Raw genomic sequence first — 20,209 nt, 5'->3', positions numbered from 1 at the left:
AAATTACAACTTAACGATGGTACCACCTGCTGCTTCAATTGCTTTTTGAGCAGTAGCAGTAAATGCATGTGCCTTAACTTCCAATTTGGCTTTTAACTCACCACGACCTAAGATTTTAATTACGTCGTTACGTGAAACCAAACCATGTTGTTTTAGCGTATCAAAATCAACTGAAGATAATGAGAATTTTTCAGTTAATGATTGCAACACGTCAAGATTTACACCAACATACTCTACACGGTTAGGGTTTTTAAAACCTACCTTAGGTACGCGGCGTTGTAATGGCATCTGGCCACCTTCAAAACCCACCTTGGTAGATGTGCCTGAACGTGAACCGGCACCTTTATGACCACGGGTTGATGTACCGCCACGGCCAGAACCGGTACCACGGCCAATTCTTTTCCTATTTTTAGTAGAACCTTCTGCAGGTTTCAGATTACTTAAATTCATGATATTAGATATTTTCTACGGCTACCAGGTGGTTAACTTTTCTAACCATACCTATTATAGCTGCAGTAGCTTCAACTTCCACACTGTGGTTAATTCTCTTAAGGCCTAAGGCCTCAACGGTTTTCTTTTGGCGCTCGCTTCTGTCGATAACGCTTTTTATTTGTGTTATTTTAATTTTCGACATAACTGATTATCCGTTAAATACTTTACCTAAACTAATACCGCGTTGTTGTGCTACGGTGTGTGCATCGCGCAGTTGAGCCAATGCAGATACTGTTGCTTTAACCACGTTGTGCGGGTTTGATGAACCTTTTGATTTTGCAAGTACGTTGTGTACACCTGCAGATTCTAATACCGCACGCATCGCACCACCAGCAATTACACCGGTACCGTTAGCAGCTGGTTTAATATATACAAAACCACCGCTGAATTTACCGATCTGATCATGAGGGATAGTGTTGTTGATGATAGGAACTTTTACCAGGTTCTTTTTAGCATCATCAATACCCTTAGCAATAGCTTCAGTTACCTCTTTAGCTTTACCCAAGCCGTAACCTACAACACCGTTCTCATCACCTACTACCACAATGGCAGAGAAGCTGAAAGTACGGCCACCTTTGGTTACTTTGGCAACACGCTGTATGCTTACCAAGCGGTCTTTCAATTCGATCTCGCTTGATTTTACTCTTTTTATGTTGATTGTTGACATTTCTCTTTCTTATTAAAAGTTTAAACCACCTTCACGTGCACCTTCAGCCAGTGATTTTATACGGCCGTGGTACAGGTAACCATTTCTGTCAAACACTACATCCGTAATACCGGCAGCTTTAGCTTTCTCAGCTACAAGTTTACCTACAGCTACTGATTGGTCTGATTTAGTACCGTTGGCTGAAAACTCTTTTGATTGAGATGAAGCCGATACTAAAGTTTTACCTGTTACATCGTCAATAATTTGTGCATAGATGCCTTTGTTGCTTCTGAATACAGATAAACGTGGGCGGGCTGCTGAACCAGAAAGACGCTTTCTGATACCTTTTTTAATTCTGTCTCTTCTTGATAATTTCATGACGATTATTTTTTAGATGCTGATTTACCTGCTTTTCTTCTCAATATTTCGCCAGCAAACTTGATACCTTTACCTTTGTAAGGCTCTGGCTTACGTAACGAGCGGATCTTCGCAGCTACTTGGCCAATCAATTGTTTGTCAATAGATTCCAGGATGATGGTTGGGTTTTTACCCTTCTCAGCAGTGGTTGAAACTTTAATTTCTTTTGGTAACTCAAATACATAGTGGTGAGAGAAACCCAACACTAAGTCTAAGGTATTGCCTTGGTTGGTAGCGCGGTAACCCACACCCACTAACTCTTGCGTTACTGTATAACCGTTAGTTACACCTATTACCATGTTATTTAAAAGCGCGCGGTATAAACCGTGTAACGCTTTGTGACGCTTTTGGTCTGAAGGGCGTTTAACCAATAACTGGCTGCCTTCTTGCTCGATAGTGATATCTCTATCAATTGCCTGTTGCAACTCGCCTTTAGGGCCTTTAACCGTTACTACGTTATCATCAGATACGCTAACCGTTACGCCACTTGCAAGTGCTATAGGTGCTTTTCCTACTCTTGACATTTTCTAATTTCCTCCTATTAATATACGTAGCATAAAACTTCGCCACCCACGTTTTGCTGACGTGCTTCTTTATCGGTCATAACACCTTTAGAAGTTGATAGGATAGCGATACCTAAACCATTTAATACACGTGGCATGGTGTCCATACCTGCGTATTTTCTCAAACCTGGTTTACTGATACGGTTAATGCTGCGGATAGCAGGAACTTTAGTTATCGGGTGGTATTTTAACGCCACTTTAATGGTTCCTTGCGGGCCATTTTCCTCAAACTTGTAGTTAGCAATGTAACCTTTTTCGAAAAGCACTTTAGTGATTTCCTTTTTCAGATTTGATGCAGGAATTTCAACAACCCGGTGGTTGGCTTTAATAGCATTCCTTACTCTTGTAAGATAATCTGCGATTGGATCTGTATTCATTATTGTTGTTTATGGTAGTGGTTTCCTGCAGGTAACATCCCTGCCGACCTTCTACCGGTTAATTCGTAAAAATTTGGAGCCGCAAAATTACAAAAAAATTCAAAACATACGAATGTATATTTTGAATGCATTTGCGTGTCCTATCTTAGTTAAAAGGTGAAAAGTTAAAGGTAAAAGGATTGTTTCATCCTTTGGCCTTTCACCTCTCACCTTTAAGCTTATATTACCAGCTTGCTTTCTTAACTCCCGGTATTTTACCAGCTAATGCCATTTCGCGGAATGTAACACGCGAAATACCAAACTGGCGCATATAACCACGAGGGCGGCCGGTTAATTTGCAACGGTTGTGCAGTTTTACCGGAGAAGCTGCTTTAGGCAATTTGTCTAATGCTTCGTAATCACCAGCTTCTTTTAACGCTGCTCTTTTTTCAGCAAATTTTGCTACTAATTTGGCACGTTTTACTTCACGAGCCTTTACGCCTTCTTTAGCCATTGCTATTTTGATTTTTAAATGGTAATCCAAATTGTTTAAGTAACTCCAATGCTTCGACGTCGTTGGTAGCAGAGGTTACAAAAGTGATATCCATACCCTGGATCTTGTTGATCTTGTCAATGTTGATCTCAGGGAAGATGATCTGCTCTGTAATACCTAAAGTATAGTTACCGCGGCCATCAAACCCTTTATCGTTGATGCCTTTAAAGTCACGGATACGTGGCAGGGCAACAGCAATTAAACGGTCCAAAAACTCATACATTGTGTTATCACGTAAAGTAACGCGTACACCAATTGGCATACCTTTACGTAATTTAAAGTTAGAGATATCCTTTTTTGATCTTGAAGCAACTGCCTGCTGACCAGTGATGGTAGTTAACTCAGTGATGGTGTTCTCGATAAGTTTTTTATCTGTAGAAGCACCGCCAACACCCTGGTTAATGGCAATTTTCTGCAATTTAGGAACCTGCATTACGCTTTTGTACTGAAACTTATCTTTCAGCGCAGTGCGGATCTCTTCTTTATACTTTGATTTTAATCTTGGTGTGTAAGTCATTACTTAATTTCCTCCCCTGATTTTTTTGATACCCTTACTAATTTGCCGGCATCGTTTGTTTTACGGCCAACGCGGGTTGGTTTACCTGTTTTAGGCTCAACCAGCGCCAGGTTCGAAATGTGTATAGCAGCTTCCTGCTTTACAATCCCACCGTTAGGGTTGGCTGCATTTGGTTTAGTGTGTTTTGAAATCATGTTCACACCTTCAACCACTGCCCTGTTTTTGTCTATGATAACTTCAGTTACCTTACCTTGTGAGCCTTTAGCATCACCGGCAATAACCTGTACCAAATCACCTTTACGGATCTTTAATTTGGCTGGCTTTGTGTTCTTTTTGCTTTCCATATTACAATACCTCCGGTGCTAATGATACAATTTTCATAAACTGTTTCTCACGCAGTTCTCTTGCAACTGGGCCAAAGATACGTGTACCTCTTGGCTCATCCTGGTTGTTTAACAAAACTGCTGCGTTATCGTCAAAGCGGATGTAAGAACCATCTTTCCTGCGTATCTCTTTCTTGGTTCTAACTACTACGGCTTTAGATACAGTACCTTTTTTAACGTTACCTGATGGTAAAGCGCTTTTTACGGTAACCACTATCTTATCGCCAATAGAGGCATATCTTTTACCGGTACCACCTAATACGCGGATAACTAAAACTTCTTTAGCGCCGCTGTTATCAGCTACATTTAATCTTGATTCCTGTTGTACCATGTTATTTAGCCCTCTCTATAATTTGAACTAACCTCCAGTTTTTGTTTTTGCTCAACGGGCGGGTTTCCATAATCAATACGGTATCGCCAATACCACAGGTATTTGTTTCGTCATGAGCCATAAATTTGGTAGTTTTCTTTACGAATTTACCATAGATAGGGTGTTTCACCTTACGTTCTACGGCAACAACAATAGATTTTTCCATCTTATTGCTAACTACAAGGCCGGTACGTGTTTTTCTTAAATTTCTTTCCATTTTTTCCGACGCTTAAAATTAATTTTTAGCAGTGGCTGCTGCCGCTTTGCGTTTTGTTAATTCAGTAGTTAAACGAGCAATGTCTTTACGTACTTTAGTGATACGTGAAGGATTCTCGATAGCTGAAACCGCATGAGCGAATTTAAGCTTGGTAAGAGTTTGTTTCTCTTCGCCCAGTTTCGCTGCCAATTCTTCGGTTGAAAGCTCTATAATTTCTGAGTTCTTCATTTTTTTAAATTAGTTGTTGTAATGTTTAAAAGTTCAAATGTTTTAGTGTTACCTAATGGCGGCTGCAATCAACTCTTTACAACCTTTAACATTTACAACTTTTCAACCTACTGTTTACGCTTCTACGTAGTCTCTACGTGTTACAAATCTGGTTTGCACCGGTAATTTTTGTGCTGCAAGGCGTAGCGCCTCTTTAGCAATTTCCAAAGGCACACCTTCGGCTTCAAAAATCATGCGGCCCGGGCGTACAACGGCAACCCAATATTCAGGTGCACCCTTACCTTTACCCATACGTACCTCTGCTGGTTTTTTGGTTACAGGTTTATCAGGGAAAATCCTGATCCAAACCTGGCCTTCACGTTTCATGTAACGTGTAACAGCAATACGTGCAGCCTCGATCTGACGGCTGGTGATCCATGCCGCTTCGAGTGATTTTATACCGAAAGATCCGAATGAAAGTTCAGCACCACGGGTGGCTAAACCTTTCATCCTGCCTTTTTGCATCTTTCTGAACTTAGTTCTTTTTGGCTGTAGCATTTTGTTAAGCTTTTATATCCTCACGGATATACATTCTACTTTTGTTAATGAAATTATCTCCTTGGACCACCCGGGCGATTGCCGCCTTGTCCACCGCGGTTGTTACCACCCTGGCCACCGCCTCTGCGGTCGCCGCCTGGTTTACGGTCGCCACCTCTGCGTTCGCCGCCTCTTTCGCCACCACGAGCATTGTCGCGGCCACCAAAGCCTGCTGCGCCTTCAGGGCGTCCACCTTTACCACTTGGGTTGCTTGTACTTCCGATATTCGGAGACAAGTCGCGTTTTCCGTATACCTCGCCTTTGCAGATCCATACTTTAACACCTATTTTACCGTAGGTAGTTAATGCTTCTGCCAAAGCGTAATCAATATCAGCGCGGAAGGTATGTAACGGAATCCTTCCTTCTTTATATTGTTCGGTACGGGCCATCTCAGCACCACCTAAGCGGCCTGATGTCATCACTTTAATCCCCTCAGCACCCATTCTCATGGTTGAAGCAATTGTAGTTTTCATGGCACGACGGAAAGAGATACGTGCTTCAAGTTGTTTAGCTACACCTTCGGCAACTAACTGAGCATCAAGCTCAGGGCGTTTGATCTCGAAGATGTTGATCTGAACATCTTTTTTTGTTAATTTCTTTAACTCTTCTTTGATCTTGTCAACCTCCTGGCCACCTTTACCTATCACAATACCCGGACGGGCAGTGTGTATAGTTACAGTAATACGTTTTAAAGTACGTTCGATAACTACTTTAGAAACGCCGCCTTTGTTGATACGGGCTGATAAGTATTTGCGGATTTTTTCGTCTTCAACTAATTTATCGGAGTAGTTATTTCCACCGAACCAATTAGAATCCCAACCACGGATAATGCCTAACCTGTTACCTATTGGATGTGCTTTTTGTCCCATCTTAAATTAGTTGTTATCGTTTTTACTATCCACTGTAAGCGTTACGTGGTTAGAGCGTTTACGGATACGGAAACCTCTGCCTTGTGGTGCAGGGCGCAATCTTTTTAATTGACGGCCACCGCCTACTGATACTTCTTTTACATAAAGGGTAGTATCTTCTAAACGTACACCTTCGTTTTTAGCTTCCCAGTTTTTGATAGCTGATAACAAAAGTTTCTCTACGCGTATTGCAGCTTCCTTGTTAGTAAATTTTAAGATGCTTAAAGCTTTGTTAACTTCTACACCACGAACCAGGTCAACAACCAGGCGCATTTTACGTGGCGAGGTTGGGCAGTCCTGTAACTTTGCAACAGAAGCGCCACCTGTTTGAGCTTTAGCAGCTTCTTTTTGTTGCCTGATCAGAACAGACTTTTTGATTTTTGTTGTTGCTTCCATTGCGTGTTATTTTTTCTTTTCTGCGTGACCACGGAATGTACGGGTTGGGGCAAACTCTCCCAGCTTGTGACCCACCATGTTTTCTGTTACATACACAGGTATAAATTTGTTACCGTTGTGTACTGCGAATGTATGACCAACGAAATCAGGAGAAATCATGCTACGACGTGACCATGTTTTTACAACCGATTTTTTATTTGATTCATTTAACACCAACACTTTTTTGTCGAGGTTATGATCAATATAAGGCCCTTTTTTAATTGAACGTGCCATTGTTATTTCTTCCTTCTTTCAATGATGTAACGATCTGATCCTTTTTTCTTATCGCGGGTTTTGTAGCCTTTAGCTAATAAACCTTTGCGTGAGCGTGGGTGACCACCTGATGCACGGCCTTCACCACCACCCATAGGGTGATCTACCGGGTTCATAGCAACACCACGAACGCGAGGACGACGACCTAACCAACGTTTACGTCCGGCTTTACCTAACACTGCGTTAGCTTTTTCACCGTTTGACACGGTACCGATAGTTGCCAAACAAGTTGACAAGATCATACGTGTTTCGCCTGAAGGCAATTTGATGATAGCGTATTTGCCATCACGTGCTGACAACTGTGCGTAAGTACCTGCACTGCGTGCAATAGTACCACCCTGACCAGGGTTAAGCTCAATGTTGTGAATGATAGAACCTAATGGGATGTTCTTTAAAGGCATGGTGTTACCAACCTCTGGTGCAGAACCTTCGCCAGATACTACTGTCATACCAACTGTTAAGCCTTCTGGTGCAATCATGTAACGTTTCTCGCCATCAGCGTAGTGTAGCAATGCTATACGTGCTGAGCGATTTGGATCGTACTCAATAGTTGCAACTTTTGCAGGGATATCAAACTTGTTACGTTTGAAATCAATTAACCTATATGCTTGTTTATGGCCACCACCCAGGTAGCGCATAGTCATTTTACCGCTATGGTTACGGCCGCCTGATCTTTTGTTGTTTGCAACAACCAAAGATTTTTCAGGAACGTTTGTTGTAATATCTGAGTTAGATACATCAATCCTGAAGCGGGTACCCGGTGTAACCGGTCTAAATCTCTTTACTGCCATGTCTTATTATATATTGCTGTAAAAATCAATTGTTTCACCATCCTTCAGTGTAATGATGGCTTTTTTGTAAGTGGCAGAGCGGCCTTGTACTGCACCTGCTTTTGTGTTGCGGGTTTTCAGTTTGCCTACATATTTCATTGTGTTAACTGCTGTAATGTTAACACCATACATAGTTTCAATTGCGCTCTTGATCTGAATTTTGTTAGCTCTGTGATCAACTTTGAATGCATAACGGTTAAGCTTCTCAGTTAATTGAGTTACCTTTTCAGTAAGTAGTGGTTTCTTTAAAATTTCCATAATTACTTAGCGAATGCTTCCTCCAAAGTTTTTACAGAACCGGTTGTTAACAAAAGTTTGCCTGCGTTTAACACATCATAAGTGTTTAACTGATCGGCAGTAACAACCTTTGCTCTTTTCAGGTTTCTGCTTGATAAATACACATTGTTATTTGCAGCAGGCAATACCAATAAAGTTTTCTCATTGGTAAGGTTAAGGTCCTCTACCAGTTTAACATAGTTTTTAGTTTTAACAGAGTCAAAATTAAAATCTTCCAAAACCACGATATTGCTATCCTGTGCTTTGTAAGTTAAAGCTGATTTACGTGCTAATGCTTTAAGTTTTTTGTTCAATTTAAAGCTATAATCACGCGGTTGCGGGCCAAATACACGGCCACCACCGTTAAATAGAGGTGATTTGATGCTACCTGCACGTGCACCACCTGTACCTTTTTGTTTATGTAATTTGCGGGTACTACCTGCAATTTCATTACGTTGTTTTGCTTTGTGCGTACCCTGGCGCTGGTTTGCTAAGAACTGCTTTACATCTAAGTAAATAGCATGATCGTTTGGCTCAACACCGAATACGGACTCAGGAAGCTGCACCTTGGCACCTGTTTCTTTACCTGATACGTTTAATACGTTAACTTCCATCTTACTTATCCACTATAACGAATGAACCTTTAGCTCCAGGTATGGAACCTTTAACTACTATTAGGTTTTGCTCAGCAAAAACTTTAACTACTTGTAAGTTTTGTACTTTAACACGAGCGTTACCGGTTTGGCCGGCCATGCGCATACCTTTAAATACGCGTGATGGCCATGATGACGCACCCAGTGAACCCGGAGCGCGTAAACGGTTGTGCTGACCGTGTGTTTGCATACCTACACCACCGAAACCGTGGCGTTTTACAACACCCTGGAAACCTTTACCTTTTGAAGTACCAACTACATCAACAAAATCACCTGCTGAAAAAATCTCAACGGTAACAGTGTCACCAAGAGCTTTTTCATCTTCGAATGTTTTAAATTCAACAAGTTTGCGTTTTGGAGTAGTGCCGGCTTTTTCAAAATGGCCTTTAAGGGGAGCAGAGGTGTTCTTCTCTTTTTTCTCGCCGTACGCTAATTGTACAGCGGCGTAACCGTCTGTTTCTACAGATTTTACCTGGGTTACTACGCAAGGGCCAGCTTCGATCACAGTACAAGAAATATTCTTGCCTGTTTCGTCGAAAATGCTGGTCATTCCTACTTTTTTACCAATAATTCCTGACATTTTATTTATTTTATTTGTGCCCATCGAAGCAGTAGGGCTTCGTTCAAGGCAAATTTGTCCCTCTTAAGGGACGGCAAAGATAGAAATTTTGTATTAACTGTCAAATAGTTACTGAATTATTTTTCAATATTTATTTGATTGATCATCAGCGTAAAATAAACAACGGAAGCAGGTACCCACTTGCGGTTATTTGATCACACTTCGTAGCACATAAATAAGGTTAAAAATTATTTATCATGACCTCCGTTAAACGTAGCCTGCAAATAATTGCGCAGCACTTCCACACATTTCCCAAGGCTGTAAAACCATTGGGACTTATTTTTAAAAGCCGTTTGGAAAAACTAAATAACTTAGTATTTTCATCCACTTAAAAATTAATCATGAAAAAATTATTACTTATCCTTATTCTCTTCATCCCTTTCACCGTATCAGCTCAAAAATTACTTAAACCCACGGTAGATAAGTTGACAGGCGACACCATTTGGTCAACATCTAAAGAAAAACTTTACATGCACGGTAACTACCTGACCGGGCAAGGCGAAGCAGTTGTGTGCTTTTTAAAATCAACTAAGGGTGCAAAAGGTCTTGTGCTCAATATTCAGTCAACTAACCAAGCTAAGTTTCCTGTATTTGTCAAAGAAGGCAAAGCGAATTTTAAACTTGCTGATGGAAGCATAGTAACGCTAACATGCGTATCTGACGATTATTCAATATCCGGCAGCACGGTAGCTATTGCAGGCAGTTCCTTTGGTTTGTTTGGACTTTCTCCGGCAGATATAGAAAAACTATCTACACAAAACATAACTTTTATTAGATTAGAAACAACCGCCGGTAACTTTGATTGTGATATTAAAACTAAAAATGCCGAGATGTTTAAAAAGCAGTTTGCTGTTTTGGGTAACCACTAAGTTTTTGAAGCGCATAACAAAAAAGGCCAAGAGCTTTTTTTGTTATGCTAACTTTGCATCAGCCGCTTAATCAGTTCAGCGCTTTGCCTGTTTCCCTCCTCCAGCCTGCCGGTAAAAAAAGATTGCACATCATTAAAGTGCTTCTTGTAACCTTCCATGTCCCCATAGCCAATTATGGAGCTCCATTCACGCACAGCCGAGTGAAATTCCAAGTCATCACCACGAATGGTTTTATCGTATAATGCAGTTTCGATGGATTCTTCCAGCAGATCCTCGTTCTTAAACAAGTATTCCGCAATACCCAGTCTTAAACGGAATGGCGGCGTTTGGCAGATGAGGTTATCGTAAGGGTTTACGCCCAAGTGATACCAGGCATCAACCATGCTTAATATACTAAGGTGTGAGTTTGGCTTTTGCTTGTGCGAATTATCTGAAAGGGAAAACTCGCGCATCACGGCATCATTTAACATGATGGGCTTACGGCTCTCGTGGAATACAAAATCACGAGCTTTGTAAAGGCGCTGCCTAAATTCGGCCTCTTCCTCTTTTATCATCAGCTTAAATAGCTCAGATTCTGACATGGCATATTGCCTTACCTGTTGTTTAGCGTACGGGTTAAGCAGCGCCAATCCCGCGTAGACGTGCGCTTTGTAACTGAAGATCCGCAGCGTGGTCAGTATCTTTACATTATCGATACCGCCCACATACGAAGCATTCTCCCAGGGGAAAAAACCTGCCGATTTCCATGCTGTACCCATACTTTCGAAGCCTACGTGGGTAACTGCTTGCGTATCGGCGACTATCTGGTCGTGCTCATGGTAGTCTTTCATTTCAACCACATCGCTACCCACGGCGTTGAAAAGGGCCAGCATATCTTCATAACCGGTCTTATCGGTACGATGAGGTATCAGGATCAGTTTCTGCCCTTTGGGTTCAAACCCGGCACCGTGCATGGCGTGGAAGGTTATAATCTGAGCATCTGCAGGCAGGTATTTCTCAAAAACCGTGATCTCCGGGTGTTTAACAGAAGTTTGCCCCGCTACAATGGCGCCATATTTGGTGGCCGGGCCATACTCGGCAACTACCTGTGCCAGCTTATCGGCCTCTACGGAATAGATGATGAGGTCGCTTATACGTGCAACGTCCTTTCCGTTATCCATTAAAGTAATGCCGAGAGGATTCAACTCGTCTTCCAACTTTTCACGGTTAGCAGGCATATCACATCCTACTACCTTGTATCCGGCTGCGGCAAAAGCTTTAGCGTATAGTTTACCCATATCGCCCAAACCTATCATTCCTATCTGCATAGCATAACTTTGAGAGGGCTAATATAATGCTTTGCATTTATCATCCCTTAATTGTGCATCATTCGCCAATGATGAGGTATTTTATTGGTCGCAGATAACAGAAACTTTAAATTAAATTTTTACGTTTGAAAATAATAGATCATATCCCCAAATCAAATTTTAAAAGATGAAGCTTTCTAACTTGCGTATATTACTGTTATTGACCCTGATATTTAACCTTGGCATTGCCGCGCATGCACAGGATACTACCAAAAAGGCCAATGCTGTTGCAAAGCCAAATCCGTATAAAAGACCAGCAACTACTGCCCAAACTCCTGTTGCATCGCCAGTAAGTACAACGCCGCAGCCGCAAAAACCGGTAGATAAAAGCCTTCATGGCCAGTATGCTTATCTTTTAACCAAAATATACAACTACCAGCAGCCACTTGTAGGTGCATTGGTAAAAAACTATAACGATACACTTAAGGCAGCCCGCAAGCAATTGAAGGATGCACAGGAAACTGTAACAGCGCAGGCTAAAACCATTGATACGCTAAAAAGATCATCAAGTAATAAAGACCAATCATTAGCGGCATCGCAGGCCAAAGTGAATGAGGTAAGCCTTTTGGGCATACCTATTGAAAAAGATACTTACAACCTGATCATGTGGGGCTTGGTAATTGTGTTTGGTGCCATTGCTGCCATTGTGATAGCCCGATCTGGCGCGCATAGCCGCGAAGCTAAATATCGGGTTAAGCTTTATAACGAGCTGGACGAAGAATATAAAAATTACAAAGCCAAAGCAAACGAAAAGGAAAAGAAACTTGCCCGCGAGCTGCAAACTGAGCGCAATAAGCTGGATGAATTAACCGGTAAAGGGTAAGACAAAGCCAAGCCCCAGCCCCCTAAAGGGGAGCAAAACATGGATGGTTTATCAAACAATAACAATTCCCCCTTCAGGGGGTTAGGGGGCGCTGCCTACCTTTTCGGCTGGAACCCTCAAAAATTTGAATGGGCTGATATTGATAAGGATATTGCCCGCTTAACCACAGGCCAAAAAGTTGAAGATAGCTGGAGCGTAGCCAGCTACAAAAGCATTAAGCCGGTCGACCGTGCCTATGTGGTACGTGTAGGTGTTGAACCTAAAGGTATATTTGCATCCGGTTATGTGTCTTCAGAGCCATTCCTGGCATCGCACAAGGGGCGCACTTATCACCGCATCAATATTGAGTTTGATGTTTTGCTGAATCCTGATAAAGAACCTATATTAAACTTAAACATCTTAAAGACCGGCGCGCTTGCCGATCAGAACTGGACGCCGCAGGCATCAGGCATATCCATCCGCCCGCAACTGGTAGAGGAATTAGAAGGTGTTTGGTTAGATTTCCTTGGCGAACACCCTAAGTTCGGGGTTATGTAAAGAAACGTCGCAATCAGCCCCTTAACTTGTCGTTTTTGCACATTGGCTTGTTTAAGTTAACACCCTACCTTTGAGTAAACTAAATCAGGTAACTCATGGCAACTCAAATCTTTTTAAACCTTCCGGTTAATGACCTTAACAAATCAATAGAATTCTTTGGCAAGCTTGGCTATACCTTCAATCCAAAATTTACCGATGAGAAGGCTACTTGCATGATCATCAGCGACACCATCTACGTAATGTTATTGACCCGCACGTTCTTCCAGACCTTTACCGAGAAACGCATTATAGATGCACACAAGGAGGTAGAATGCTCGATATGTATTTCATTAGAAAGCAAAGAAGCGGTTGATGAAATGGTTGCCAAAGCAGAAGCGGCTGGCGGCAAGATCCCAAACCCTGCAACAGACTACGGCTTTATGTACCAACACAGCGTAGCCGACCTCGACGGCCACCACTGGGAATTTATGTGGATGGACCCGAATGGCATGCCTGAGCAGCAATAAATACATTTGTCATGCTGAACACGTGAAGCATCTTTCCTCGTTCTCGCAAAATAGTCAGATTCTTCCCTGTCGTTAAGAATGATAAAGTAGGTTAACAAAAAAGCCATCAGTTATTCAACTGATGGCTTTTATATTCAGATCTTCCGGTACTATCACACTTTGATCTCAACTTCAACACCGCTTGGCAATTCAAGCTTCATCAAAGCATCTACAGTTTTTGAGTTAGAGCTGTAGATATCCAATAAACGCTTGTAAGAACATAGTTGGAATTGCTCGCGAGCTTTTTTGTTTACGTGTGGTGAACGTAATACAGTAAAGATTTTCTTTTCGGTTGGTAACGGAAGTGGTCCGCTAACTACAGCGCCTGTTGGCTTTACTGTTTTTACGATCTTCTCAGCTGATTTATCAACCAAGTTGTAATCGTACGATTTTAATTTGATCCTGATTCTTTGGCTCATTTCGTTTGTTTTTAGTAACCATCCCTAAGAGCTATTTATTAGGAACGATCGGTTATTTATTAAAAGTTGATTGGCAACTAATCTTTAATCACCAATCAACTAATCTCTATATTATTCTACAGAAACTTGTTTGCGGCCTTTTGATTTAGCCACAACCTCGTCCTGTACGTTACGTGGAGCTGGTTCGTAGTGGTCAAACTCCATGGTTGAAGTTGCACGGCCTGAAGTGATAGTACGTAATTGAGTTACGTAACCAAACATCTCAGAAAGTGGCACCATTGCTTTGATAACCTGTGATCCGTTACGGGTATCCATACCTTGCAGCTGGCCACGACGACGGTTCATGTCACCGATAACATCACCCATGTTTTCTTCAGGGGTAAGGATCTCGATCTTCATAATAGGCTCTAACAATACCGGTTTTGCTTTTGGTAAAGCTTCGCGGAATGCTGAACGACCAGCAATCTCAAATGACAATGCATCTGAATCGACCGCGTGGAACGAACCATCGATCAAACGAACTTTTAAGCTGGTAAGCGGGTAACCTGCCAATACACCATTGTCCATGGCTGATTTAAAGCCTTTTTCAACAGATGGGATAAACTCGCGAGGGATTGAACCACCCACAATTTCGTTAACAAATTGTAAGCCTTCTTTCTCGTCATCAGCAGGTGAAATAACAACCTGGATGTCAGCAAATTTACCGCGACCACCAGTTTGTTTCTTGTATGTTTCACGGTGTTGTACAGTACCTGTGATAGCCTCTTTGTAAGCTACTTGCGGAGCACCCTGGTTAACCTCTACCTTAAACTCGCGTTTAAGACGGTCCATCAGGATATCTAAGTGAAGCTCACCCATACCAGAGATAACTGTTTGACCAGTATCTTCATCAGTTTGTACGCGGAATGTTGGATCCTCTTCAGCTAATTTACCTAAAGCCATACCCAACTTATCAACATCGGCCTGAGTTTTAGGCTCGATTGCCAAACCGATAACCGGCTCAGGGAACACCATTGACTCAAGAACCAATTGGTTTTTCTCATCACAAAGAGTATCACCTGTTTTGATATCCTTGAAACCTACTACCGCAGCAATATCACCAGCACCTACGTTAGGGATAGGGTTTTGCTTGTTAGCGTGCATTTGGAATATACGGGAGATACGCTCTTTTGACTCTGAACGCATATTGTACACGTATGAACCGGCATCAAGATTACCAGAGTAAACGCGGATAAAGCATAAACGACCTACAAATGGGTCGGTAGCAATTTTAAACGCTAAAGCGGCAAATGGCTCTTTAACATCCGGTTTAACCAATATTTCTGCACCAGTATCAGGGTTAGTACCAACAACACCCTTAGAATCCAAAGGTGAAGGCATTAACTCCATCACGTAATCAAGCATGGTTTGTACACCTTTGTTTTTGAAAGATGAACCACAAGTCATCGGAACGATCTTACCAGCCAAAGTAGCCTGGCGTAACGCGTCTAATACTTCACGCTCAGTGATAGTGGTTGGATCATCAAAGAATTTCTCCATTAATGAATCATCAAACTCAGCTACCGCTTCTAATAATTTCTCTCTCCACTCAGTTGCCTCATCTATCATATCGTCAGGGATAGGCACTTCAGTAAAGGTCATACCTTTATCGTGCTCATTCCAAACAATACCACGGAAGTTGATCAGGTCAACCACGCCTTTAAACTGGTCTTCGGCACCGATTGGCAATTGCAAAGGGATAGCAACGCTGCCCAGCATTTCTTTAACTTGTTTTACAACGTTAAGGAAATCGGCACCGCTACGGTCCATTTTGTTAACAAAACCAATACGTGGTACGTTGTAGTTGTTAGCCAAACGCCAGTTAGTTTCTGACTGTGGCTCAACACCATCAACCGCACTAAATAAGAACACCAAACCATCTAATACACGCAGCGAGCGGTTCACCTCTACGGTGAAATCCACGTGGCCCGGCGTATCAATGATGTTCATGTGATAGTTATGGTTACGGTATTTCCAGTTTACAGTAGTAGCTGCAGATGTAATGGTAATACCACGCTCCTGCTCTTGCGCCATCCAGTCCATTGTAGCTGCACCTTCGTGCACCTCGCCAATTTTGTGGCTAACACCGGCGTAGTATAATATACGCTCTGTAGTAGTGGTTTTACCCGCATCAATGTGAGCGGCAATACCAATATTTCTTGTGTATTTAAGATCTCTTGACATGTCTTTTTTTTAAATGAGTGAATGAGTGATAGAGTGAATTTGCGAATAAGCAATTTACTGATTAGGTTATTGTTACCTTTTCAATAAATCACTCATTCAATCATTCACTAATTCATTCATTAGAATCTAAAGTGTGAGAACGCTTTGTTAGCCTCAGCCATTTTGTGCGTATCTTCTTTCTTCTTAACAGCAGCACCCTCGCCTTTAGCAGCAGAGATGATCTCGCCGGCAAGTTTCTCCATCATGGTTTTTTCGCCACGTTTGCGTGCATAGCTAATTAACCATTTCATACCTAAAGCGATTTTACGCTCCGGACGAACCTCGGTAGGAACCTGGAAGTTAGCACCACCTACACGGCGGCTTTTAACCTCTACAGCAGGCATAACGTTGTTAAGCGCCTTTTTCCAGGTATCTAAACCGCTTTCGCTGGTTTTTTTCTCAACTATGTCAACTGCATTATAAAATATAGCGTATGCGGTAGATTTTTTACCATCATACATCATGTTGTTTACAAACCTTGTAACCAAAGTATCGTTAAATCTTGGGTCAGGAAGGATAATTCTCTTTTTTGGTTTTGACTTTCTCATTGTATTCTATCCTCCTTAATTATTTCTTTTTACCTTTTGCAGGGGCTGCAGCAGCTTGTCCTGGTTTAGGGCGTTTAGTTCCGTATTTAGAACGACGCTGGTTACGGCCTGCTACACCAGATGTATCTAATGCACCACGGATAATGTGGTAACGTACACCAGGTAAGTCTTTAACACGACCACCACGGATCAAAACAATTGAGTGTTCTTGTAAGTTGTGGCCTTCACCAGGGATGTAGGCGTTAACTTCTTTACCATTTGTAAGGCGCACACGTGCAACTTTACGCATTGCTGAGTTTGGTTTTTTAGGGGTAGTGGTATACACGCGTGTGCACACTCCTCTTCGCTGTGGACAGCTGTCCAACGCCGGAGACTTACTCTTGTCTTCCAGAGCTACTCTACCTTTTCTAACTAATTGCTGAATAGTAGGCATTCTTTGCTTTTTGTTTTTACAGTTTTATCCTTATTTTAAGGACTGCAAAGGTAGGCACTATTTTTTGATTTTCAAGCGCTTGAGTAAAAAAGTTTTTGATTGGTAAGGAGCGGGATACGGGAGCGGGAGCGGGATACACTTTAATTCCCCTCCTGAGAGGGATTAGGGACGTGTTATGAAAACGATAAGTAAAGCAATGCCACTGCTACTATCGACCGCCAGCCCCGCTTTGCGCTCATACGGCACAGGCCTTAAGCGCGGGGCCGGTATCCGCTGCAATCGGGTTTAGGGTCGCTTCGACCAACGCGTCATTACGAGAAACGAAGCAATCCCCTACTTACAGAGCCGCTTGTCCTAAAGAGATTACCTCGTTCCTCACAATTGACGCGGGTATTAATACCGCTACCCTGTCAGCAAAAAAGCTTCGGGCGAAAGCGGGCAGAACAATAGCGGCCTTGTGCGTTGGCAAGGGCATAGCAATACTTGCCAGAGGAGATGGCCATTAGTGAACGAAGTGGCGGCAAGATTTTGCAGCCCGTGGTTCTGCCCGCTTGCAGGGCAATGGCTTGTGCGGCAACGAAGCCTATTTGCTGACTTGATCTTTTACTTCTTTTGTATCAAGACAAAAGAAGTAGCCTCTGCGGCAATGAGCAGACTGACACTAATCAAAGCAATAACTTAACCCAAGCCCACTGTTGTTGATGACAACACCAACAACGGCCGGCTACTTGCAGACGGTATAATGTTTTAGTACTGACAAAACCACGTCATTCACAAACCACTGATTATCAATAATTAAGAAAACATTGACAGAATAATGTCAGTCGCAAAAAATTGAATATTAGGCGTTCACGAGTGTTCACGGTGTTCATGCGCGTGAACGTGAACACCCAACATTCCGCATGGATTCGAAAAATTTTAAAATATTTTTTTGCTATTTAATCTAAAATTATACTTTTGCCACCCCAACGCGAAAGTAGCTCAGTTGGTAGAGCACGACCTTGCCAAGGTCGGGGTCGCGAGTTCGAATCTCGTCTTTCGCTCAAAAGCCTTCCCAAACCCTGAAGGCTTTTTCGTTTTCAGCTATTTGAGAGTATATTTAAACTCAAAACTTTAGCAACATGAAAACCGACCTTTACACCAAAACCGTCCTTACTATTATTGCAGTTGTGCTAACAGCCAACTTGTTTAAAGCCACTATTACACCAGCCTTAGCTGATTCAAAAAAATTTGTAACCCTGCCTGTGAACCCCGACGGCAGCATCAACGTAAATATCAATAAGGTTGCCTCCCCTATGGAAGTTAAAATAACCGATGTCGATCGCAGCGCATTTTACTACGTAATGCCTATTCCTGTTAAGGTTACACAATAATTTAATTTTTAATAACGGGCTAACCGAACAGATACCTGTGAATAAAGAAAAGCTTAATGGAAAATGGACATTGCGCAGTTTAATCATCAACAAAAAAACCGCCCTTTTGGGGCGGTTTTCATATATAATTAAATCTTCCTATTTAAGCGGCGGGAATTTCGCACCGTCAAATATACTACTTTGTGCGGCCATCTTTTCAACCGCCTGCCAAGTACGTGGAGCATCGGCGGATAGGTTGGTAAATTTATCCTTGCCTATTAGGATGTCGTCTTCAATACGCACACCAATGTTCCACCATTTCTTATCACATTTGCTGCCTGCCGGGATGTAAATACCCGGTTCAATCGTGATGATCATGCCTGCTTCCAAATTACCAGCGTAGGGCCCTTTATCATGCACATCTAAACCAACATGGTGCGATACACCGTGCGGGTAATAGGTACGCAGTTCTTTAGCATCATTGATGATCCCTAACTTGATCAAACCGGCTGCTAACACCTCACCTGTTTTTTTCTCCAGATCGCTGTATTTAATCCCGGCTTTGCACATATTGATAACCTGTTCCTGTGCATCATAAACAACCTGGTAAATTGCTTTTTGCTCCTCGGTAAATTTGCCTGTTGGTGGTACTGTACGGGTAACATCGGCAGAATAGCCATGGTACTCAGATCCTACATCTAATAACACCATTTGGTTGTTTAAAACGGTCTCATTGTTTTCTTCGTAGTGCAAAATGCAGGCATTAGCACCTACGCCTACTATCGGCGGATAGCCTTCATCCTCTGCACCATACTTTTTGTGTACATACAGCAATATACCTTCCAGTTCGCGCTCGCTCATGCTCGGCTTAATGGCTTTCATCACTTCTGCATGCGCAATGGCCGATAGCTGTGCGCTTTTGCTCATCAGGACAATTTCTTCGGGCTGTTTAATCCCGCGAAGCGCATTAGTATATTCTGTAAAAACATTTGATGCACCGTATTTTGCCTGTAATTTTGCTTTTATACCCTCAAGCGCAACAGAATCCATCCCTACAGAAATTTGTTGCATCAAGGGTTCGTTTTTGTGAGCGTCATCCTGCATCCGCGGCTTCATGTATTTTACTATCTGCTCAAGGTTGTGTGTATTGGAATAAGACATTACCACCTTAACATCGGTCATTAAACCTTTATCAATGTCTTTTACACCTGCTTTGGCTTTAAATAAAGTTATCATTCCCTGCAACGCGCCACCTGCAGCCTCGGGCAGGTTGTCATAAACAACGGTTGTGAACTTTTTAAGATCAACCGGCATCTTCCTAAATTCGTTGCTGTTGTACACACGCTTAAATCCCAGTTGGCTTTTGGCGCCATCAACACCCAAACGGCGGCCCGTCCACTGTTCTTGCTGTGGGTCGCGTTTGCGCACATACAGTATCTCATTAAAGGCTGTATCACCGGTTCCCTGCAGGTCTTTAAAAACCAACAAAGCAGCATCGGGCTCCTTGTAGCCCGAGAAGTAATACAGATCTGGATTTGCGTGATAAACGTAATTTACATCGTTAGAGAACACGCGCTCGGGATATGCGAAGATCACCGCTACCGAATTAGCAGGCATTAATTTGCGTAAGGCATCGCGCCTGCCGGCATGAAATTCCTTGGATAAATAATCTTTGGGGATGTTGTTCTGCGCCACGCTTTGCTGGCCAAATACTGCAGCTACCGATAAGGCTAAAATTGCCTTGCTTAATACTTTCATGTTAA

The 20,209-nt window shown here is 42.4% G+C and carries 31 protein-coding genes and 1 tRNA gene; 6 read left to right on the top strand and 26 right to left on the bottom strand.

The window, feature by feature from the left end; genetic code table 11:
* Positions 1 to 3: 3 nt before the first annotated feature.
* From rplO to rplC, 20 genes are all read right to left on the bottom strand, one after another.
* Positions 4 to 450 carry a 50S ribosomal protein L15 gene (gene rplO / locus INP83_RS07475; protein ID WP_219126925.1) on the bottom strand — a complete coding sequence of 149 codons (447 nt, stop codon included), beginning with the start codon at positions 448 to 450 and terminating at the stop codon, positions 4 to 6.
* A gap of 4 nt (positions 451 to 454) precedes the next feature.
* Positions 455 to 634 carry a 50S ribosomal protein L30 gene (gene rpmD / locus INP83_RS07470; protein WP_095703474.1) on the bottom strand — a complete coding sequence of 60 codons (180 nt, stop codon included), beginning with the start codon at positions 632 to 634 and terminating at the stop codon, positions 455 to 457.
* A 6-nt stretch (positions 635 to 640) separates the two neighbouring features.
* The gene (gene rpsE / locus INP83_RS07465; RefSeq protein ID WP_146268915.1) at positions 641 to 1,159 is read right to left on the bottom strand and encodes a 30S ribosomal protein S5; all 519 of its coding nucleotides are present in this window, start codon (positions 1,157 to 1,159) and stop codon (positions 641 to 643) included.
* A 12-nt stretch (positions 1,160 to 1,171) separates the two neighbouring features.
* On the bottom strand, positions 1,172 to 1,522 hold the full coding sequence (gene rplR / locus INP83_RS07460; RefSeq protein ID WP_370630611.1) for a 50S ribosomal protein L18: 351 nt from the start codon (positions 1,520 to 1,522) through the stop codon (positions 1,172 to 1,174).
* Positions 1,522 to 2,079, bottom strand: a complete 558-nt coding sequence (gene rplF / locus INP83_RS07455; RefSeq protein ID WP_146268917.1) for a 50S ribosomal protein L6 — start codon at positions 2,077 to 2,079, stop codon at positions 1,522 to 1,524. Before rplF ends, rplR begins: the two co-directional genes overlap by 1 nt.
* A 17-nt stretch (positions 2,080 to 2,096) precedes the next feature.
* Entirely contained in the window at positions 2,097 to 2,498 is a 402-nt protein-coding gene (gene rpsH, locus INP83_RS07450; protein WP_233138275.1) for a 30S ribosomal protein S8, read from the bottom strand.
* A gap of 220 nt (positions 2,499 to 2,718) precedes the next feature.
* Positions 2,719 to 2,988: a 30S ribosomal protein S14 gene (rpsN, locus tag INP83_RS07445; protein ID WP_146268918.1), complete on the bottom strand. Its 270-nt coding sequence runs from the start codon at positions 2,986 to 2,988 to the stop codon at positions 2,719 to 2,721.
* Positions 2,981 to 3,544, bottom strand: a complete 564-nt coding sequence (gene rplE, locus INP83_RS07440; RefSeq protein ID WP_146268919.1) for a 50S ribosomal protein L5 — start codon at positions 3,542 to 3,544, stop codon at positions 2,981 to 2,983. The genes rpsN and rplE overlap by 8 nt, the downstream gene beginning before the upstream one ends.
* Positions 3,544 to 3,888 (bottom strand): 50S ribosomal protein L24, encoded by a 345-nt coding sequence (gene rplX / locus INP83_RS07435; protein ID WP_146268920.1) that lies wholly within the window; start codon positions 3,886 to 3,888, stop codon positions 3,544 to 3,546. Before rplX ends, rplE begins: the two co-directional genes overlap by 1 nt.
* Before the next feature lies 1 nt (position 3,889).
* Positions 3,890 to 4,258, bottom strand: a complete 369-nt coding sequence (gene rplN / locus INP83_RS07430) for a 50S ribosomal protein L14 (RefSeq protein WP_073405786.1) — start codon at positions 4,256 to 4,258, stop codon at positions 3,890 to 3,892.
* 1 nt (position 4,259) lies between these two features.
* Entirely contained in the window at positions 4,260 to 4,514 is a 255-nt protein-coding gene (rpsQ, locus tag INP83_RS07425; protein WP_146268921.1) for a 30S ribosomal protein S17, read from the bottom strand.
* A gap of 18 nt (positions 4,515 to 4,532) precedes the next feature.
* Positions 4,533 to 4,742 carry a 50S ribosomal protein L29 gene (gene rpmC, locus INP83_RS07420; RefSeq protein ID WP_095703465.1) on the bottom strand — a complete coding sequence of 70 codons (210 nt, stop codon included), beginning with the start codon at positions 4,740 to 4,742 and terminating at the stop codon, positions 4,533 to 4,535.
* 114 nt (positions 4,743 to 4,856) lie between these two features.
* Complete coding sequence (gene rplP, locus INP83_RS07415) at positions 4,857 to 5,279, bottom strand: 50S ribosomal protein L16 (protein WP_146268922.1); 423 nt, start codon at positions 5,277 to 5,279, stop codon at positions 4,857 to 4,859.
* A gap of 53 nt (positions 5,280 to 5,332) precedes the next feature.
* Positions 5,333 to 6,187 carry a 30S ribosomal protein S3 gene (gene rpsC / locus INP83_RS07410; protein ID WP_219126924.1) on the bottom strand — a complete coding sequence of 285 codons (855 nt, stop codon included), beginning with the start codon at positions 6,185 to 6,187 and terminating at the stop codon, positions 5,333 to 5,335.
* 6 nt (positions 6,188 to 6,193) lie between these two features.
* The gene (gene rplV, locus INP83_RS07405) at positions 6,194 to 6,622 is read right to left on the bottom strand and encodes a 50S ribosomal protein L22 (RefSeq protein ID WP_219126923.1); all 429 of its coding nucleotides are present in this window, start codon (positions 6,620 to 6,622) and stop codon (positions 6,194 to 6,196) included.
* A gap of 6 nt (positions 6,623 to 6,628) precedes the next feature.
* Positions 6,629 to 6,895, bottom strand: a complete 267-nt coding sequence (gene rpsS, locus INP83_RS07400; RefSeq protein WP_095703461.1) for a 30S ribosomal protein S19 — start codon at positions 6,893 to 6,895, stop codon at positions 6,629 to 6,631.
* 2 nt (positions 6,896 to 6,897) lie between these two features.
* Positions 6,898 to 7,725, bottom strand: a complete 828-nt coding sequence (rplB, locus tag INP83_RS07395) for a 50S ribosomal protein L2 (RefSeq protein ID WP_146268924.1) — start codon at positions 7,723 to 7,725, stop codon at positions 6,898 to 6,900.
* A 6-nt stretch (positions 7,726 to 7,731) separates the two neighbouring features.
* Entirely contained in the window at positions 7,732 to 8,022 is a 291-nt protein-coding gene (rplW, locus tag INP83_RS07390) for a 50S ribosomal protein L23 (protein WP_146268925.1), read from the bottom strand.
* Between the two features lie 2 nt (positions 8,023 to 8,024).
* On the bottom strand, positions 8,025 to 8,654 hold the full coding sequence (rplD, locus tag INP83_RS07385; protein ID WP_095703458.1) for a 50S ribosomal protein L4: 630 nt from the start codon (positions 8,652 to 8,654) through the stop codon (positions 8,025 to 8,027).
* 1 nt (position 8,655) lies between these two features.
* The gene (gene rplC / locus INP83_RS07380; protein WP_219126922.1) at positions 8,656 to 9,273 is read right to left on the bottom strand and encodes a 50S ribosomal protein L3; all 618 of its coding nucleotides are present in this window, start codon (positions 9,271 to 9,273) and stop codon (positions 8,656 to 8,658) included.
* Between the two features lie 380 nt (positions 9,274 to 9,653).
* Between rplC and INP83_RS07375 the strand changes: the two genes are divergently transcribed.
* Entirely contained in the window at positions 9,654 to 10,181 is a 528-nt protein-coding gene (locus tag INP83_RS07375; RefSeq protein WP_219126921.1) for a hypothetical protein, read from the top strand.
* Between the two features lie 47 nt (positions 10,182 to 10,228).
* Here INP83_RS07375 and INP83_RS07370 read toward each other — a convergent pair whose 3' ends face one another.
* Positions 10,229 to 11,488 carry a prephenate dehydrogenase gene (locus INP83_RS07370; protein ID WP_219126920.1) on the bottom strand — a complete coding sequence of 420 codons (1,260 nt, stop codon included), beginning with the start codon at positions 11,486 to 11,488 and terminating at the stop codon, positions 10,229 to 10,231.
* A 166-nt stretch (positions 11,489 to 11,654) separates the two neighbouring features.
* Between INP83_RS07370 and INP83_RS07365 the strand changes: the two genes are divergently transcribed.
* From INP83_RS07365 to INP83_RS07355, 3 genes are all read left to right on the top strand, one after another.
* On the top strand, positions 11,655 to 12,350 hold the full coding sequence (locus INP83_RS07365; RefSeq protein ID WP_219126919.1) for a hypothetical protein: 696 nt from the start codon (positions 11,655 to 11,657) through the stop codon (positions 12,348 to 12,350).
* Between the two features lie 39 nt (positions 12,351 to 12,389).
* Positions 12,390 to 12,887 (top strand): hypothetical protein, encoded by a 498-nt coding sequence (locus INP83_RS07360; RefSeq protein WP_219126918.1) that lies wholly within the window; start codon positions 12,390 to 12,392, stop codon positions 12,885 to 12,887.
* A 95-nt stretch (positions 12,888 to 12,982) separates the two neighbouring features.
* Positions 12,983 to 13,393 carry a VOC family protein gene (locus tag INP83_RS07355; RefSeq protein WP_219126917.1) on the top strand — a complete coding sequence of 137 codons (411 nt, stop codon included), beginning with the start codon at positions 12,983 to 12,985 and terminating at the stop codon, positions 13,391 to 13,393.
* A 152-nt stretch (positions 13,394 to 13,545) separates the two neighbouring features.
* On the opposite strand, the gene rpsJ is transcribed toward INP83_RS07355, so the two are convergent.
* The 4 genes from rpsJ to rpsL form a co-directional block, all read right to left on the bottom strand.
* A complete protein-coding gene (gene rpsJ / locus INP83_RS07350; RefSeq protein ID WP_022830652.1) occupies positions 13,546 to 13,851 on the bottom strand; it encodes a 30S ribosomal protein S10 in 306 nt (101 codons plus the stop codon).
* 111 nt (positions 13,852 to 13,962) lie between these two features.
* Positions 13,963 to 16,074, bottom strand: a complete 2,112-nt coding sequence (gene fusA / locus INP83_RS07345) for an elongation factor G (protein WP_146268933.1) — start codon at positions 16,072 to 16,074, stop codon at positions 13,963 to 13,965.
* Positions 16,075 to 16,193: 119 nt separating this feature from the next.
* The gene (gene rpsG / locus INP83_RS07340; protein WP_095703447.1) at positions 16,194 to 16,661 is read right to left on the bottom strand and encodes a 30S ribosomal protein S7; all 468 of its coding nucleotides are present in this window, start codon (positions 16,659 to 16,661) and stop codon (positions 16,194 to 16,196) included.
* Between the two features lie 19 nt (positions 16,662 to 16,680).
* Positions 16,681 to 17,094 (bottom strand): 30S ribosomal protein S12, encoded by a 414-nt coding sequence (gene rpsL, locus INP83_RS07335; RefSeq protein ID WP_079717716.1) that lies wholly within the window; start codon positions 17,092 to 17,094, stop codon positions 16,681 to 16,683.
* A gap of 970 nt (positions 17,095 to 18,064) precedes the next feature.
* Between rpsL and INP83_RS07330 the strand changes: the two genes are divergently transcribed.
* A tRNA-Gly gene (locus INP83_RS07330) sits at positions 18,065 to 18,137 on the top strand.
* Between the two features lie 78 nt (positions 18,138 to 18,215).
* The gene (locus INP83_RS07325) at positions 18,216 to 18,467 is read left to right on the top strand and encodes a hypothetical protein (RefSeq protein WP_146268934.1); all 252 of its coding nucleotides are present in this window, start codon (positions 18,216 to 18,218) and stop codon (positions 18,465 to 18,467) included.
* A gap of 138 nt (positions 18,468 to 18,605) precedes the next feature.
* Here INP83_RS07325 and INP83_RS07320 read toward each other — a convergent pair whose 3' ends face one another.
* A complete protein-coding gene (locus INP83_RS07320) occupies positions 18,606 to 20,204 on the bottom strand; it encodes an aminopeptidase P family protein (RefSeq protein WP_219126916.1) in 1,599 nt (532 codons plus the stop codon).
* Positions 20,205 to 20,209 lie beyond the last annotated feature (5 nt).

This window comes from Mucilaginibacter sp. 21P, from assembly GCF_019331605.1.
GTDB classification, from domain to species: Bacteria; Bacteroidota; Bacteroidia; order Sphingobacteriales; family Sphingobacteriaceae; genus Mucilaginibacter; species Mucilaginibacter achroorhodeus.
The sequence above is the reverse complement of the archived record's forward strand: the minus strand, read 5'-3'. Positions and strand labels throughout refer to the sequence as shown.

Bases quoted from the DNA above. Each gene is read 5' to 3' on its own strand.
- INP83_RS07360 (WP_219126918.1), top strand. From the start codon at position 12,390: ATGGATGGTTTATCAAACAATAACAATTCCCCCTTCAGGGGGTTAGGG.
- rpsN (WP_146268918.1), bottom strand. From the start codon at position 2,988: ATGGCTAAAGAAGGCGTAAAGGCTCGTGAAGTAAAACGTGCCAAATTA.
- rpsG (WP_095703447.1), bottom strand. From the start codon at position 16,661: ATGAGAAAGTCAAAACCAAAAAAGAGAATTATCCTTCCTGACCCAAGA.
- rplV (WP_219126923.1), bottom strand. From the start codon at position 6,622: ATGGAAGCAACAACAAAAATCAAAAAGTCTGTTCTGATCAGGCAACAA.
- rpmD (WP_095703474.1), bottom strand. From the start codon at position 634: ATGTCGAAAATTAAAATAACACAAATAAAAAGCGTTATCGACAGAAGC.
- rpsJ (WP_022830652.1), bottom strand. From the start codon at position 13,851: ATGAGCCAAAGAATCAGGATCAAATTAAAATCGTACGATTACAACTTG.
- rpsQ (WP_146268921.1), bottom strand. From the start codon at position 4,514: ATGGAAAGAAATTTAAGAAAAACACGTACCGGCCTTGTAGTTAGCAAT.
- rplP (WP_146268922.1), bottom strand. From the start codon at position 5,279: ATGCTACAGCCAAAAAGAACTAAGTTCAGAAAGATGCAAAAAGGCAGG.
- rplW (WP_146268925.1), bottom strand. From the start codon at position 8,022: ATGGAAATTTTAAAGAAACCACTACTTACTGAAAAGGTAACTCAATTA.
- rpsS (WP_095703461.1), bottom strand. From the start codon at position 6,895: ATGGCACGTTCAATTAAAAAAGGGCCTTATATTGATCATAACCTCGAC.
- rplX (WP_146268920.1), bottom strand. From the start codon at position 3,888: ATGGAAAGCAAAAAGAACACAAAGCCAGCCAAATTAAAGATCCGTAAA.
- fusA (WP_146268933.1), bottom strand. From the start codon at position 16,074: ATGTCAAGAGATCTTAAATACACAAGAAATATTGGTATTGCCGCTCAC.
- rpsE (WP_146268915.1), bottom strand. From the start codon at position 1,159: ATGTCAACAATCAACATAAAAAGAGTAAAATCAAGCGAGATCGAATTG.
- rplD (WP_095703458.1), bottom strand. From the start codon at position 8,654: ATGGAAGTTAACGTATTAAACGTATCAGGTAAAGAAACAGGTGCCAAG.
- INP83_RS07370 (WP_219126920.1), bottom strand. From the start codon at position 11,488: ATGCAGATAGGAATGATAGGTTTGGGCGATATGGGTAAACTATACGCT.
- rplO (WP_219126925.1), bottom strand. From the start codon at position 450: ATGAATTTAAGTAATCTGAAACCTGCAGAAGGTTCTACTAAAAATAGG.
- rpsL (WP_079717716.1), bottom strand. From the start codon at position 17,094: ATGCCTACTATTCAGCAATTAGTTAGAAAAGGTAGAGTAGCTCTGGAA.
- rplF (WP_146268917.1), bottom strand. From the start codon at position 2,079: ATGTCAAGAGTAGGAAAAGCACCTATAGCACTTGCAAGTGGCGTAACG.
- INP83_RS07355 (WP_219126917.1), top strand. From the start codon at position 12,983: ATGGCAACTCAAATCTTTTTAAACCTTCCGGTTAATGACCTTAACAAA.
- INP83_RS07375 (WP_219126921.1), top strand. From the start codon at position 9,654: ATGAAAAAATTATTACTTATCCTTATTCTCTTCATCCCTTTCACCGTA.
- rplB (WP_146268924.1), bottom strand. From the start codon at position 7,725: ATGGCAGTAAAGAGATTTAGACCGGTTACACCGGGTACCCGCTTCAGG.
- rplE (WP_146268919.1), bottom strand. From the start codon at position 3,544: ATGACTTACACACCAAGATTAAAATCAAAGTATAAAGAAGAGATCCGC.
- rpmC (WP_095703465.1), bottom strand. From the start codon at position 4,742: ATGAAGAACTCAGAAATTATAGAGCTTTCAACCGAAGAATTGGCAGCG.
- INP83_RS07320 (WP_219126916.1), bottom strand. From the start codon at position 20,204: ATGAAAGTATTAAGCAAGGCAATTTTAGCCTTATCGGTAGCTGCAGTA.
- rpsC (WP_219126924.1), bottom strand. From the start codon at position 6,187: ATGGGACAAAAAGCACATCCAATAGGTAACAGGTTAGGCATTATCCGT.
- INP83_RS07325 (WP_146268934.1), top strand. From the start codon at position 18,216: ATGAAAACCGACCTTTACACCAAAACCGTCCTTACTATTATTGCAGTT.
- INP83_RS07365 (WP_219126919.1), top strand. From the start codon at position 11,655: ATGAAGCTTTCTAACTTGCGTATATTACTGTTATTGACCCTGATATTT.
- rplN (WP_073405786.1), bottom strand. From the start codon at position 4,258: ATGGTACAACAGGAATCAAGATTAAATGTAGCTGATAACAGCGGCGCT.
- rplC (WP_219126922.1), bottom strand. From the start codon at position 9,273: ATGTCAGGAATTATTGGTAAAAAAGTAGGAATGACCAGCATTTTCGAC.